The organism is Streptomyces sp. NPDC053560 (assembly GCF_044544605.1).
Lineage (GTDB): Bacteria > Actinomycetota > Actinomycetes > Streptomycetales > Streptomycetaceae > Streptomyces.
The window spans coordinates 121,022-135,137 of record NZ_JBITXI010000017.1 but is presented as its reverse complement, the minus strand read 5'-3'; the positions used below and the strand labels follow the sequence as shown (position 1 = coordinate 135,137).

General features: G+C 70.9%; 10 protein-coding genes and 4 tRNA genes. 8 read left to right on the top strand and 6 right to left on the bottom strand.

The genetic code is table 11. The features are described 5' to 3' along the window. On the bottom strand, positions 1-1,958 hold a 1,958-nt coding region (locus tag ACIGQF_RS33630), incomplete at its 3' end, for a DEAD/DEAH box helicase (RefSeq protein WP_399718326.1). Between the two features lie 325 nt (positions 1,959-2,283). Beyond that, positions 2,284-2,754 (bottom strand): hypothetical protein, encoded by a 471-nt coding sequence (locus ACIGQF_RS33625; RefSeq protein ID WP_399718323.1) that lies wholly within the window; start codon positions 2,752-2,754, stop codon positions 2,284-2,286. Between ACIGQF_RS33625 and ACIGQF_RS33620 the strand changes: the two genes are divergently transcribed. Continuing rightward, positions 2,753-3,013: a hypothetical protein gene (locus ACIGQF_RS33620; RefSeq protein ID WP_399718320.1), complete on the top strand. Its 261-nt coding sequence runs from the start codon at positions 2,753-2,755 to the stop codon at positions 3,011-3,013. The two genes, ACIGQF_RS33625 and ACIGQF_RS33620, sit on opposite strands and share 2 nt — an antisense overlap. A gap of 147 nt (positions 3,014-3,160) precedes the next feature. Here ACIGQF_RS33620 and ACIGQF_RS33615 read toward each other — a convergent pair whose 3' ends face one another. After that, positions 3,161-3,511, bottom strand: coding sequence for a metallopeptidase family protein (locus ACIGQF_RS33615; protein WP_361553795.1), 351 nt, complete (start codon positions 3,509-3,511; stop codon positions 3,161-3,163). 203 nt (positions 3,512-3,714) lie between these two features. Between ACIGQF_RS33615 and ACIGQF_RS33610 the strand changes: the two genes are divergently transcribed. The 4 genes from ACIGQF_RS33610 (at position 3,715) to ACIGQF_RS33595 (ending at position 5,697) form a co-directional block, all read left to right on the top strand. After that, complete coding sequence (locus tag ACIGQF_RS33610; RefSeq protein ID WP_399718317.1) at positions 3,715-5,331, top strand: metallophosphoesterase; 1,617 nt, start codon at positions 3,715-3,717, stop codon at positions 5,329-5,331. An 82-nt stretch (positions 5,332-5,413) separates the two neighbouring features. After that, positions 5,414-5,486, top strand: a tRNA-Glu gene (locus tag ACIGQF_RS33605). 39 nt (positions 5,487-5,525) lie between these two features. Continuing rightward, positions 5,526-5,600, top strand: a tRNA-Asp gene (locus ACIGQF_RS33600). A 23-nt stretch (positions 5,601-5,623) separates the two neighbouring features. Beyond that, a tRNA-Phe gene (locus tag ACIGQF_RS33595) sits at positions 5,624-5,697 on the top strand. A 76-nt stretch (positions 5,698-5,773) separates the two neighbouring features. Here ACIGQF_RS33595 and ACIGQF_RS33590 read toward each other — a convergent pair. After that, complete coding sequence (locus tag ACIGQF_RS33590; RefSeq protein WP_399718314.1) at positions 5,774-6,970, bottom strand: ABC transporter permease; 1,197 nt, start codon at positions 6,968-6,970, stop codon at positions 5,774-5,776. 154 nt (positions 6,971-7,124) lie between these two features. On the opposite strand from ACIGQF_RS33590, the gene hrpA reads away from it, so the two are divergent. From hrpA to ACIGQF_RS33575, 3 genes are all read left to right on the top strand, one after another. After that, positions 7,125-11,165, top strand: coding sequence for an ATP-dependent RNA helicase HrpA (gene hrpA / locus ACIGQF_RS33585; RefSeq protein WP_399718311.1), 4,041 nt, complete (start codon positions 7,125-7,127; stop codon positions 11,163-11,165). A gap of 139 nt (positions 11,166-11,304) precedes the next feature. Continuing rightward, positions 11,305-11,379: transfer RNA gene (locus tag ACIGQF_RS33580), tRNA-Asp, on the top strand. A gap of 181 nt (positions 11,380-11,560) precedes the next feature. Further along, positions 11,561-11,902 carry a DUF6274 family protein gene (locus ACIGQF_RS33575; RefSeq protein WP_399718309.1) on the top strand — a complete coding sequence of 114 codons (342 nt, stop codon included), beginning with the start codon at positions 11,561-11,563 and terminating at the stop codon, positions 11,900-11,902. 520 nt (positions 11,903-12,422) lie between these two features. Here the strand turns inward: ACIGQF_RS33575 and bldC are convergent. Further along, entirely contained in the window at positions 12,423-12,629 is a 207-nt protein-coding gene (gene bldC, locus ACIGQF_RS33570; RefSeq protein ID WP_003949541.1) for a developmental transcriptional regulator BldC, read from the bottom strand. Positions 12,630-13,258: 629 nt separating this feature from the next. Next, positions 13,259-14,095, bottom strand: a complete 837-nt coding sequence (locus tag ACIGQF_RS33565; RefSeq protein WP_399718306.1) for a hypothetical protein — start codon at positions 14,093-14,095, stop codon at positions 13,259-13,261. Positions 14,096-14,116 lie beyond the last annotated feature (21 nt).

Here is a 14,116-nt window from a genome sequence, read left to right as displayed (position 1 = left end):
TCGTCACGGCGGAAGCCGCCACGGTCGTTGCGGTCATCGCGACGGAAGCCGCCACGGTCGTCACGGCGGTCGCGGTTGAAGCCGCCACGGTCGCCACCCCGGTCACCACGGTCGTTGCGGTCGTTGCGGTCGTTCCGGTCGAACGAACGGCCACCACGGTCGTCACGGCGGAAGCCGCCACGGTCGTTGCGGTCATCGCGACGGAAGCCGCCACGGTCGTCACGGCGGTCGCGGTTGAAGCCGCCACGGTCGCCGCCCCGGTCACCACGGTCGTTGCGGTCGTTCCGGTCGAACGAACGGCCACCACGGTCGTCACGGCGGTCCCGGCGCTCGTAGTTGCCCCGCTCGTCGCGGTACGTGGAGCGACGCTGCGTGTCGTCGTCCTCGGCGGCGCGCGCGGTCTGGGCCGGCAGCGACACCTCGGGCTGCGCGGCGGTCTCCGCCTCCACAGCGGCCTCCGCCTCGGCCTTGGCCTGTACCGCGGCCTCCGGGTCCTCGCCCCGCTCGCGCGCGGCCTTGGCGGTCAGCCGGTCCGCGTCCTCGCGCAGCTCGGCGGCGCGGCGCTGCAGCCGCTCCAGCTCGCGGGTCAGGTCGGCGACCTCGCGCTCGGCCTGCTTGGCGGAGTTCGCGGCCGACTCGGCCTGCACCTCGGTGAGCGAGCGGGCGCCGGTGATCCGGGCCACGTCCTCGTCGAACTGGCCGGCGCCGCCCACGATGTGACGCGAGGCGTCCACGCCCGCGTCCTCCATGAGGCGGAAGATCTGCCGGCGCTGGTGCGGCAGGGCCAGCGACACGACCGTGCCGGACTGGCCCGCGCGGGCCGTACGGCCGGAGCGGTGCAGGTAGTCCTTGTGGTCACCGGCCGGGTCCACGTTCAGGACCAGGTCGATGCCGTCGACGTGGATGCCGCGCGCGGCGACGTCGGTGGCGACCAGGACGTTGACGTAACCGTCCTTGAAGTCGGCCAGGGTCCGGGTACGCGCGCCCTGGGTCATGCCGCCGTGCAGCGCGTCGGCGCGCACACCCGAGTCGCACAGCTGCTCGGCGACGCGGTCGGCGCCCAGCTGCGTACGGACGAAGATGATCGTGCGGCCCTTGCGGGCGGCGATGGCGGCGGTGACCGGCGCCTTGTCCTTCGGCTTCACGACCAGCACGTGGTGGGTCATGGTCGTGACCGCGCCCTGGGCCGCGTCGACCTCGTGGGTCGCCGGGTCGGTCAGGTAGCGCTTGACCAGCGTGCCGATCTCGTTCTCCATCGTCGCGGAGAAGAGCATCCGCTGGCCGCCGGTCGGCACCAGGTCCAGCAGCTCGGTGACCTCGGGCAGGAAGCCCAGGTCGGCCATCTGGTCGGCCTCGTCCAGGACGGCGACCTCGACCTTGTCCAGGGAGCAGGCGCCGCGGTTGATGATGTCGCGCAGCCGGCCCGGGGTGGCGACGAGGATGTCGACGCCGCGCTCCAGGGCGTAGATCTGGTTGCCCATCGAGGTGCCGCCGCAGACGACCTTCAGCTTGAGGCCGAGGACGTCGCCGTACGGCTGCAGCGCGTCGCTCACCTGCATGGCGAGTTCACGGGTCGGGGTGAGGATGACGCCGCGCGGGCGCTTCTTCTCGGTGTGGCCGCCGGCCAGCCGGGTCAGCAGCGGCAGGCCGAAGGAGAGCGTCTTGCCGGAGCCGGTGCGGCCGCGGCCGAGGATGTCGCGACCGGAGATGGCGTCCGGGATGGTCGCCGCCTGGATCGGGAACGGGGTGGTGACACCGTTCTGCGCCAGCTTGCGGACGATCTTCTCGTCCAGGCCGAGGTCGGCGAACGTGATCTGCGGCTCTTCGGGGGCCTGCGGCTCCTCGGTGACGGCCTCGGGGGCCGTGACCTGCTCGTCGTGGCCGACGACCTGCTCGACGTCGACGGGGGCCTGCTCGTCGTGCGCGAGCATGGCGGACTGATCAGTGGAAACGGACATGCGAAATGCGAAACCTTCCGGAGTCTCGGCACGCGCCCAAACTCCGTGTTGTTTCACAAAAGACCGCCTCAATGCGGTCAGCCACGGTAAGGAGAGAACGCGCCTCGCGGCGCGCTTCGTCCTCTTCGGTGAAGGGGATCCGCTGGGCGCCGGGCAAATGGGATCAAACGATCTACCACCATACGCACCCGATACCCCTGAAGGCAAATGCGGTGCCGACAGGACCCTCCCGGCGCCGGCGGTCGTCCGGTTATCGCCGGTCGAAGGCCGATCCTCGCCCCCCGAAGGCGGCCGCTCGGCGCCCTCTCCGGGGCGGCCCGGCGCCCTACTGGGAGCCGCCGCTCCCGGGCTCCGAGGCGGAGGCCGGGGAGCCCGACTGCGGGCCGGTCTGTTCGGGGCTGCTCGGCGGCGGGTCCTGGCTCGGGGTGGGCGTCGGGTCCGGCGCCGGGGCCGTGCGGGAGGGGGTGGGCGTGGGCTTCGGGTAGCCGGAGGGGCGCGGCGGGGCCAGGCGGGGCGGGCTGTCCTCCGTGGGGCTCTCCGACCCCGGCCGGCCGCCGCCCGGGGTGCCGCTGCCCGCCGGCTCTCCGGGCGAGCTCTTCCCGTCGGCCGACGGCTCCGCGTCGTCCGAGGGCGTGGCGCGGTCCCGGTCCTCCATGGGCGCCCCGGAACGGCCCATGCGGCGCGGCCCGGCGCCGGGCGCCTCGGCCGAGCCGCCGTCCGGCTGGGCGTCGCTGCCGTGGTGCCCGGCGGCCGGGCCGGAGGACTTGGGCTTCGGCGCGTCGTCGCTGACGCTCATGCAGCCGGTGAGCGACATGGCGAAGGCGGAGGCCGCCGCGGCCACGGCGGCCGTCCGGGCCAGGGAGCGGGCCGTACGCGGCGCCGTACGGGGCGAGGCGGACCCGTCGGCCGAGGCGGGCGACGAGGCGGAGGAGACGGAGGACAGGGGCGGGACGGACGGCACGGCGGCCGGGGCTGCGGGCTGGGACGGGCGACTGGCGGGGAGCGGGCGACGCACGGACGGGACCTCCGGATCCGGAGCGGACACGCGGGACTGATGCCCTGCCCAACTCCCGCCGCCCACCGGAGGACACGCCCGGGACACACCCCGGCCCGCCGGATCCCGCACGCCCCGGAGCACGGCGTGTCGCCCTACCGGGGCGCGGTGCGGGCAGCCGTCCGGTGGCGCGGGTGGCGCCGCCCGCTCAGCCGTACCCGAGGGCGTGCAGCCGCTCGTCGTCGATGCCGAAGTGGTGGGCGATCTCGTGCACGACCGTGACCTCGGTCTCGGCCACCACGTCCTCCCGGGTGTCGCACATCCGCAGCGTCGGGCCCCGGTAGATCGTGATCCGGTCCGGCAGCACGCCCGCGTACCACTCGCCCCGCTCGGTCAGCGGCGTCCCCTCGTAGAGCCCGAGCAGGTCGGGGTCGTCCGCCGGCGGCTCGTCCTCGACGAACACGGCGACGTTGTCCATCAAGCGGGTCAGCTCCGGCGGGATCCGGTCCAGCGCCTCGCCGACCAGTTCCTCGAACTCCTCGCGCGTCATCTCCAGCACGCGCCCATTGTGGGTCACGGGCCCGCTCGGGGCCCCGCCCTCACGCCGGACACGTCCCTCGCGTTCCCGCACGCACCCCCGTACCTCGCCCCCGCACGCGCTCCGGCACATGGCCACCGCGTACGCCCACGAATTCCGCCTCCCCACCCACGTATGCCGCAACCCCCGGCATAACGGGCCGCACAGACGGGCATACGGGCACAATGGCCCGCACCGCGCCGTCCGGGGGGCCGTCCCCGGGCTCCTCCGTGCTCCGGCTGCTCCGCACCGCGTACGAGCGCGTCCGGAGCGCCCCCGCCGCCGTCCTGCGGCACTACCGCGCCCACCACCAGGCCCCCACCTTCGCCCTGACGCACACTCCGCACCCGTACGCCCGCGCCCTCGGGCTGATCGTCGTGACCCTGCTCGGCGCCTGGCTCGGCCTGCTGATCGTCGGCAGCGTCCGGACCCCCGTCGGGCCCGTGGACACGACCATGGCCCTGCGCCCGTCCGTCAGCGGCGGCACGAAGATCAACGTGCCCCCGCTGGGCGCGCTGGACCTCCAGAGCCACCACGCCCCGATACGGCTCGACGTCGACGTGGACCAGCTGGACCCGGCACGCGCCCAGGAGCTGGTCGACCACCCGGAGCGGTTCTCCGGGCTTCAGGCCGAGGTCACCCGGGACGTCGAGCGCGGCACCGCCGACCTCGCCCTGAGGTCCTGCGTCGCGGTGGTCTCCGGGGCGACGGCGCTGGGCCTCGCGGTGTACCGCAGGCCGCGCCGCGCACTGGCCGCCGGCGGCCTCGCTCTCGTGCTGCTCGCCGCCTCGGGGGGCGTCGCGTACGCCACCTGGAACCCCAAGTCCGTCCTGGAGCCGCGCTTCTCGGGGCTGCTGTCCTCCGCGCCCTCCGTGGTGGGCAACGCCCGCTCCATCGTGAGCGAGTTCGACGTCTACCAGAAGGAGCTGGCCCGGCTGGTCACGAACGTCACCAAGCTCTACGACGCGACCTCGACCCTGCCCGCGTACCAGCCGGACCCCTCCACGGTCCGCGTCCTGCACGTCTCCGACATCCATCTGAACCCGGCCGCCTGGCAGATCATCAGGTCTCTGGTCGAGCAGTACGACATCGACGTGATCATCGACACCGGCGACACCATGGACCACGGCTCGGCCGCCGAGAACAAGTTCCTCGACCCGATCGGCAGGCTCGGCGCCCCCTACGTCTGGGTGCGCGGCAACCACGACTCGATGAAGACGCAGAAGTACCTCGCGCAGAACAAGAAGCTGAAGAACGTGAAGGTCGTGGACGAGGGCACCTCCGTGCGCGCCGGAGGGCTGCGCATCGTGGGCATCGGCGACCCGCAGTTCACCCCGGACCGCTCGGTGGCCGCCTCGGGGGACCGCGTGGAGCGCACTTCGGGGCGGCGCCTGGCCGACACCCTGCGCACGCTCACCCGGGCCCGTACCCCCGCCGACATCGCGCTGGCCCACAACCCGGTGGCCGCGACCGAAACCGACGGGCTGGTCCCGCTGACGCTCTCCGGCCATGTCCACCACCGCGACACGCGCGTCCTCCCGAAGGGCACCCGGCTGATGATCGAGGGCTCCACGGGAGGCGGCGGACTGCGCGCTGTCGAAGGCGCGACACCCGAACAGGTGCAGGCCTCGGTGCTCTACATGGATCGCGACTCGCGGCGTCTCCAGGCCTGGGACGAGATCACCCTGGGCGGACTGGGCCTCTCGAAAGCCCAGGTCAGCCGCCATCTCCCGGCCGACAACCGGCCCGGCGCCACCCCGTCGCCCACGCCTTCGAGGACCTCACCGAGCCCCTCTTCGTAAACCGTTTTGGCGAACCGTCCCCGCATCCCATATGCTTCTCACGTCCCCGACGGCGCCGACAAAGCGCCCAGGTGGGCCATCAGCCCTCATCGTCTAGTGGCCCAGGACGCCGCCCTTTCAAGGCGGTAGCACGGGTTCGAATCCCGTTGGGGGCACGCAACACCCTGTGCGAGACTAGTGCTCGCACAAAGCTTGGTCCTGTGGAGCAGTTTGGAGTGCTCGCCACCCTGTCAAGGTGGAGGCCGCGGGTTCAAATCCCGTCAGGACCGCTGCAGTCTTTCTGAGACTGCGTGGCTGGGTAGCTCAGTTGGTACGAGCGTCCGCCTGAAAAGCGGAAGGTCGCCGGTTCGACCCCGGCCCCAGCCACTCCGTGAAAACCCCGGGAAGTTCGCTTCCCGGGGTTTTTCGTTGTGTCCGGCTCCGGGTGCGGGGCGCGCCCCGGTCAGGTCGCCGCGTGGGCCGGGGCCGTGGGGCGGCCGCCCGGGTGGCGGTGGCGCCAGAGCCAGAAGACCGTGCAGGACAGCAGGGACCAGCCGGCCAGCACCAGGTACGGGAAGACGTGCTGGTGGCCTGGGAAGTAGACGGCCGTGTGCTGGGCGTTCACCGAGGCGCCCGGCGGCAGCCACTGGCCGATGTGGCCGAGCACGGACGGGAGCAGCGGCCAGGAGACGGCGCCGCCGGACGAGGGGTTGCCGAGCAGCACCATCAGGCCCCAGGTCGGCACCATCGCCCAGCGGCCGATCAAGGTGTTGAACATCGTGAAGACCATGCCGGACGTGAACATGGTGAACGCGAGGATCAGCCAGGAGTGCACGAAGGGCAGGGTCAGCGCGCCCAGCAGCCAGTCGACCACCGCGGCGATGGAGAACCCGCCGAGCAGGGCGTAGGCGAGGGTGAACGCGATCCGCTCGGCCGGGTTGAGCGCGCGGGCGTGCACGCTCAGCTGGATCGCGCCGACGAAGCCGATGATCACCGCGGCCAGGGAGACGTAGAAGAGCGCCAGGCCGCGCGGGTCGCCGGGCTGCACCGGCTTGATGTCCTTGAGGGTGACCGGGACACCCGCCTTCTTGGCGACCTGCGGCGCGGCCTGCTGGAGCAGCTGGCTCACCGAGGCGCCCGAGGCGCTGGCGAGGTCCATGCGTACGCCCGAGCCGTCCACCCTGATGACCGTGAACGCCTTCTGCTCGTCGACCGCCTCGCGGGCCTGTGCGTACGTCCGGTACTCGTGCAGCTCCAGCGACGCGTTCAGGGCCTTCTCCATGCCCTGGACGAACGCCTTGCCGCGGGCGTCGTCCGGGGCGCCCACGAGCGCCGTGGGGATGCGGTGCGGCGTCGGGTTGGCCATGGAGAGGGTGTACGAGCCGGCGAAGAGTCCGGCGGCGGCCGCCAGGATGAAGATCAGGACGGTCGCGGGCAGGAACGGCGACCTCTTGAAGGCCGCCCACTTCTCGCCCGCGGTCCGGGGCCGGGCATGCGCCCCGTGCGCCCCGTGCGCTTCGTGGCCGCCGGTCGCTCCGCCGGCGGCGGATGCCTCACGGTCGGCGGACGCGGCAGGGTCTGCGGACGCACGGTCGGCGGATGCCGCGCGATCGGCGGCTGCGGCACGGTCGGCGGGCTCGGCGTCGTGATCATCGGACATACGAACACGCTAAAGCACCCATCACGGACATTCCCTACGGGCTGCGCCGGCGCCCGCCGAACGCCCGGATCCGGCCGCGATCGCCCCTCCTCGGGGCCGCCCGGCCGCAATTCGTTCGCCAGGCGTTTCGGCGAGGTGAGATCCTGGATCGCGTATGTCCAGTCAGCCTGCCTCCGCCGCGCCCAGGGGTGTCACGCCCGAGGGTGCTCCCGCCCTGCCCGCACTCCTGGCGCAGCTGCCCGAGCTGATGCTGCGTGACCAGCAGCGACTCGGCCGCCGCCTCGACGGCGCGCGCCGGATCCGCAAGCCCGAGGCGCGGGCCGCGGTGCTGGCCGAGATCGCCCAGGGCATCGACGAAGCGCAGCTCCGCGTCGAGCAGCGCCGGGCCGCCGTTCCGGAGATCACGTACCCGGAGCAGCTGCCGGTCAGCCAGAAGAAGGACGACATCCTGGAGGCGATACGCGACCACCAGGTCGTGATCGTCGCGGGTGAGACCGGCTCCGGCAAGACGACGCAGATCCCGAAGATCTGCCTGGAGCTGGGCCGCGGGGTGCAGGGCCTGATCGGCCACACCCAGCCGCGCCGGATCGCCGCCCGTACGGTCGCGGAGCGGGTCGCCGAGGAGCTGAAGAGCCCGCTGGGCGAGGCGGTCGGCTGGAAGGTCCGCTTCACCGACCAGGTAGGCGGCGACACGCTGGTCAAGCTGATGACGGACGGCATCCTGCTCGCCGAGATCCAGACGGACCGCGAGCTGCGCCAGTACGACACGATCATCATCGACGAGGCGCACGAGCGCAGCCTCAACATCGACTTCCTGCTCGGCTACCTGGCGCAGCTGCTGCCGAAGCGCCCGGACCTGAAGGTCGTCATCACCTCCGCGACGATCGACCCGGAACGGTTCTCCCGGCACTTCGGGGACGCGCCGATCATCGAGGTCAGCGGCCGCACGTACCCGGTGGAGGTGCGGTACCGCCCGTTGCTGGAGGAAGGCGCGGAGGACGCGGACCGGGACCAGGTCAGCGCCATCTGCGAGGCCGTGGACGAGCTGCAGGCCGAGGGGCCGGGCGACATCCTGGTCTTCCTCTCCGGCGAGCGGGAGATCCGGGACACCGCGGACGCGCTGACGAAACGCCTGAACCGGGGCGGCGCACTGGCGCGCGAGACCGAGGTACTGCCGTTGTACGCGCGCCTCTCGCACGCCGAGCAGCACCGCGTCTTCCAGCGCCACTCCACTCGCCGCATCGTGCTGGCGACCAACGTCGCCGAGACCTCCCTGACCGTGCCGGGCATCCGGTACGTCATCGACACGGGCATGGCCCGCATCTCGCGCTACAGCTACCGCACGAAGGTGCAGCGGCTGCCGATCGAGCCGATCTCGCAGGCCAGCGCCAACCAGCGCAAGGGCCGCTGCGGCCGGCTCAGCGACGGCATCTGCGTCCGGCTGTATTCGGAGGAGGACTTCGAGTCCCGGCCGGAGTTCACCGACGCCGAGATCCTGCGGACGAACCTGGCGTCGGTCATCCTGCAGATGACGGCGGCCGGCCTCGGCGACATCGAGAAGTTTCCTTTCATCGATCCGCCGGACCGCCGCAACATCAAGGACGGCGTGCAGCTCCTCGAAGAGCTCGGCGCGGTCGACCCGAAGCAGAAGGATCCGAAGAAGCGGCTCACGCAGATGGGCCGCAAGCTCTCGCAGCTGCCGGTGGACCCGCGGCTCGCGCGAATGGTCCTGGAGGCCGACCGCAACGGCTGCGTACGCGAAGTCATGGTCATCGCCGCGGGGCTGTCCATCCAGGACCCGCGCGAGCGGCCCGCCGACAAACAGCAGCAGGCCGACCAGCAGCACGCCCGCTTCAAGGACGAGACCAGCGACTTCCTGGCGTACCTGAACCTCTGGCGGTACGTCAGGGAGCAGCAGAAGGCGCTGTCCTCGTCCGCCTTCCGCCGCATGTGCCGCAACGAGTTCCTGAACTACCTGCGGATACGCGAGTGGCAGGACATCTACACGCAGCTGCGTACGGTCGCCAAGACGATGGGCATCCACCTCGCCGAGGAGGACGCGGCCCCCGAGCGCATCCACACGTCGCTGCTCGCCGGTTTGCTCTCGCATATCGGGCTGAAGGACACGGACGCGAAGAACGAGTACCTGGGCGCCCGCAGCGCCAAGTTCGCGGTCTTTCCCGGCTCGGCGCTCTTCAAGAAACCGCCGCGCTGGATCATGTCGGCGGAGCTGGTCGAGACGTCCCGTCTGTGGGCGCGGGTGAACGCGAAGATCGAGCCCGAGTGGGTCGAGCCGCTCGCCCAGCACCTGGTGAAGCGGACGTACAGCGAACCGCACTGGGAACAGAAGATGGCCGCGGTGATGGCGTACGAGCGCGTGACGCTCTACGGCGTACCGATCGTGGCCCAGCGCAAGGTCAACTACGGCCGGATCGACCCGGAGATCTCGCGCGACCTGTTCATCCGGAACGCCCTGGTCGAGGGCGACTGGCGGACCCACCACCAGTTCTTCCACGACAACCGCAAGCTGCTGGGCGAGGTCGAGGAGCTGGAGCACCGCGCCCGGCGCCGCGACATCCTCGTGGACGACGAGACGCTCTTCGACTTCTACGACCAGCGCATCCCCGAACACGTCGTGTCCGGTGCGCACTTCGACTCCTGGTGGAAGAAGAAGCGCACGGAGGAGCCCGAACTCCTCAACTTCGAGCACTCGATGCTCATCAACGAAACCGCCGAGGCCGTCACCAAGGACGACTACCCGGACTCCTGGCGGCAGGGAAAGCTGAAGTTCAAGGTCACGTACCAGTTCGAGCCGGGCGCCGACGCGGACGGCGTGACCGTGCACATCCCGCTCCAGGTGCTCAACCAGGTCTCCGCCGAGGGCTTCGACTGGCAGATCCCCGGCCTGCGCGAACAGCTGGTCACCGAGCTGATCCGGTCTCTGCCCAAGCCGATCCGGCGCAACTACGTCCCCGCGCCCAACTTCGCCGCCCGCTTCCTGGACGGGGCGGTGCCCCTACAGGGCGCGCTGACGACGTCGCTGGCGGCGGGGCTGCGCCGGATGGTCGGCGTGCCCTTCGAGGCGTCCGACTTCGACCTGTCCAAGGTGCCGGACCACTTGAAGATCACCTTCCGTGTGGTCGACGAGCGGCGGCGCAAGCTGGCCGAGGCCAAGGACCTCGAAGCGCTGCGGCTGAAGCTCAAACCCAAGACCCGGGAAGCCATCTCCAAAGCCTTCGAGCAGGCGGCCCAGAAGCAGTCGGCGCAGAAGAAGGGCGGGCAGCCCGGCAAGGGTGCGGCGGACGACGGCCCTACGGGCCCGGAGCAGCGCACCGGCCTGACCGCCTGGACCATCGGCACGCTGCCGCACACCTTCGAGACGCGGCGCGCCGGCCAGCCGCTCAAGGCGTACCCGGCGCTGGTGGACGAGGGCTCCTCGGTCGCCGTACGGCTCTTCGACACCGAGGCGGAGCAGCGGAGCGCGATGTGGGCCGGCACCCGCCGCCTCATCCTGCTCAACATCCAGTCCAACCCGGCCAAGTTCGCGCAAAGCAAGCTCAGCAACCAGCAGAAGCTGGCGCTCTCCAGCAATCCGCATGGCTCGATCCAGTCGCTCTTCGACGACTGCGTGACCGCCGCGGCCGACCGGCTGATCGCCGCGCACGGCGGTCCGGCCTGGGACGAGGAGGGCTTCCGGAAGCTCTTCGACGCGGTGCGGGCCGACCTGGTCGACGCCACGATGAAGACCGTGCAGCAGGTGCGCGAGGTGCTGGCGGCCTGGCAGGCGTGCGAGCGGCGGCTGAAGGACACCTCCTCCCCCGTACTGCTGGCCTCGGTCACGGACGTCAGGGAGCAGCTGAACGCACTCATCAAGCCGGGCTTCGTCACCGAGCACGGCGCCAAGCGGCTGCCCGACCTCATGCGGTATCTCGTCGCCGCCGACCGCCGGCTCCAGCAGATGCCCACCAACGCCGAGCGGGACCGCTCCCGGATGGCGAAGGTGAAGGAGATGCAGGACGAATTCGGCTGGCTGCTGGAGCAGTTCCCGGCGGGCCGGCCGGTGCCGCAGCAGGCACTGGAGATCCGCTGGATGATCGAGGAACTGCGGGTGAGCTACTTCGCGCACGCGCTGGGCACGGCGTACCCGGTCTCCGACAAGCGCATCGTGAAGGCGGTGGACGCGGCAGCCCCGTAGGGCTCCGCGCCCCCGCGCGCTGTGCGCCGGGTCACGTCCGGGCGCCCACCGGGGCCTTCCCCGGCAGCGAGTTCGACCGCACCCCCTGACCTGCTGTAGAGTCTTGCTTCGCAGGCACCCGAGAGGGCGCCGGCGACAAGGTCCTGTGGAGCAGTTTGGAGTGCTCGCCACCCTGTCAAGGTGGAGGCCGCGGGTTCAAATCCCGTCAGGACCGCAAGCGAAGGGCCCGCATCCGATCAGGATGCGGGCCCTTCTGTCGTACGCGGCGACCGGACATGTTCGGATCCCGCGCCCCTCCCCCGGTGGACGAGGCCTCGTGTCCCTTCCCCCCCCGGACCCTTGACCACGGCACTTGCCGCCGGTACTCACGAAGGAGAGCCGGGGGAGGTGCGGCGATGGCGGCAGCGGGGAAACACGCGACCGGCGCGCTGCTCCGCGCGCACCTGTCCGCCGCCGCGCGCTTCCGGCACGCCACCCTGCGCTGTCCGGTCTGCCGCCGGCTGCTGCGGCTGGCCCTGGACCGCGTTCCGGACCCTCCACAGACCAAGATCGTCTCTGTGGCGCCACCTGCGGCCTCCCCCGCTCCCGCGCTCTCTTCATCGCCCAGGATCGCCGCCGCGGCCCGTACGCGGCGCGTGACGCCCTCCTCGCGGCCGTCGGCGCTCCGGGTGGCCCCCCGCGTCGCCATCTCCGCGCGCGTGCTGCGGAGCAGGGACGAAAGTCCGCTCCCCCGATGACCAATGGCGCCTCCGTCAGCACCCGTGCGGTGAGAGGCTGTTGGCGTGGAAGAGGTCGCTGTGCACTACCCCAGCGGGTGCCACAGGGACAACCAGTGACTCCTGTGACGGGTGTCACCGTACGAATTTTGGGATCAGCGGAACTTACGCCCCGCCTACAGGTGGTCAATTTAATATGTGCAATTGCACCGCCCACCCGGCAGCCCCACGGCTGTACCGGCGAGTACCGGGACCGCTACCTGAGAGTCCCCCGTGGGCGGTGACCAAGAGCTACCGCCGGGACCGCGGATCCGGCGCGAGGTGCAGGTCCGGCCGGCGCGCGGGGGCGGACGGGAGAGCGCACGAGCGCACAAAAAAAAGATCGCGCTGGACCCGGCGGAGTCCAGCGCGATCGATGACGTACCCATGTGCTGCGGGCGTGGGGCCTGTTGGGGCAGGCGCCGCGTCATAAGGAGCTATGTGGTGCTCTATGGGCATCGAACGGGTTGGGGGACCCGAAAATGCCCGGTTATGCGGTTTTTCAGGCCTCGCTGCGCTGCTGCGGGATACCCGCGAGCAGTGCGCGGACCTCAGCCTCGCGGTAGCGCCGATGTCCACCGAGCGTACGGATGGACGTGAGCTTGCCTGCCTTGGCCCAGCGGGTCACCGTCTTCGGGTCGACACGGAACATCGTGGCAACCTCGGCAGGGGTAAGCAGCGGCTCGGCGTCAGGGGTGCGAGCGGTCATGAGCGGCCTCCTCGGGAGAACCGAACCATCACGGTTCTTTCCTCTAAATTCTGCACCTTGACCCGCGTTGCCCGAAATGGCGGACGCGGGCCGAGTCGGTTATAGGACGAACGGCTTGTCCTCGGCACTACAACTACACCATCTGTCCAGCCGCGTCGGCCAAACCGATGGAATTGCCCTCTCAGGTGTTCAACCTCGGCGGAAGCCGATGGACCGTGCCATAGCGGACAGTCACGCCCCTGTGACGATCAGTCACAACGTGATCAGGCGTCACCAGTCCCACCAAGGAGTGCAATACCGATCTATCCGCCCTTAGTTGGACGGAAGGAGCCCCGGTCAGGCTCCTTGTCCTATTTTGGCACGAGGGTGGTAGTTGGTGGCAAGGCCCGAAGTCAGTGCTTTAGGTCACTGTTTTACGGTTTGGTCCGGATCGGGACCTACGTCCCGTACATCCGAACCAGGACACCGTAAACCGACAGCACCGCACAGAAACCCCACAACCACCGCTCAGGGACCGCCTGCCGCCCGCTGCCCTCAGGCATACGCCGGCGCGCCCGCCGGAGGCGCACAACGGGGGCGCGCGTCATCACTACGCGTGCCTCCGAAAATGATCACCCAACGTCCGGCGGTCAGCTGGCGTACTGCCGCTCCCGGACCTCACGCCACCGGTCCGACAGCTTTTCGTACGCCGCGCCGGCGCGCTCCCCGTCGCCCTCGCGCAGTGCCGCGAGTCCCTCCGCCACTTCCGCGGCGGAACGGTCCTCGGCCAGCCGGCCTTCGGGGACGGCGTGCACCAGTCCTCCGTAGTCCAGCTCGACGAGGGCGCGCGGGTGGAATTCCTCCAGCCAGCGCCCCACATCTACCAGGCCGTCGATCAGTGGCCCCTCTTCGAGGGCGTCACGGAGCGTGCGCAGTCCGCGTGCGACCCGGCGCCTGGCCTCGACCATCGGCGTGCGGTAACGCAGCACGAGCCCTTGGTCACTCTTCGTGTACTCCCGCTCGGCGTCGGTGAAGAGCACGAACCAGCGCACCGGCACGTGCCAGGTCGCCGTACGGATCCAGGGGCGGGCGTCGGGGTTGCGTTCCAGCCACCGCTCATAGTCGGCGGCGGCCTGCCGGCGGACCACCGGGGGCAGGGCGGCGTCCAGCACCGGCCCGGGAAGCCGCTCGGGCAGCTCCTCCAGCGCCTGCCAGCCCCGCAGCCGCGTCCGCCAGGGGCACACGCACGTCACGCCGTCCACATCGGCGATGAAGGCGTCGCCGCTCTCGTGCACGGGCACCGCCACCGGCGGGGTCGGCAGCAGATCGGCGAGCGAGCGCCGCAGCTCGTCCTGAGCGGTGGGCACGGACTCCCGCTTGGCGTACCGCGCCCAGTGGGAGCGCTCCGGCTCGGGGAACGCTGCCAGCGGTTCGTAGACCCGTAGATACGCCGCGTACGGGACCATCACCGATGACGCCTGGGCCACGCCCGCTCCATTCTTCCGTGG

Coding starts and splice junctions, on each gene's coding strand:
- ACIGQF_RS33620 (WP_399718320.1), top strand. CDS start 2,753: ATGCAGCCGGTGAGCGACATGGCGAAGGCGGAGGCCGCCGCGGCCACG.
- ACIGQF_RS33625 (WP_399718323.1), bottom strand. CDS start 2,754: ATGAGCGTCAGCGACGACGCGCCGAAGCCCAAGTCCTCCGGCCCGGCC.
- ACIGQF_RS33610 (WP_399718317.1), top strand. CDS start 3,715: ATGGCCCGCACCGCGCCGTCCGGGGGGCCGTCCCCGGGCTCCTCCGTG.
- ACIGQF_RS33590 (WP_399718314.1), bottom strand. CDS start 6,970: ATGTCCGATGATCACGACGCCGAGCCCGCCGACCGTGCCGCAGCCGCC.
- hrpA (WP_399718311.1), top strand. CDS start 7,125: ATGTCCAGTCAGCCTGCCTCCGCCGCGCCCAGGGGTGTCACGCCCGAG.
- ACIGQF_RS33575 (WP_399718309.1), top strand. CDS start 11,561: ATGGCGGCAGCGGGGAAACACGCGACCGGCGCGCTGCTCCGCGCGCAC.
- bldC (WP_003949541.1), bottom strand. CDS start 12,629: ATGACCGCTCGCACCCCTGACGCCGAGCCGCTGCTTACCCCTGCCGAG.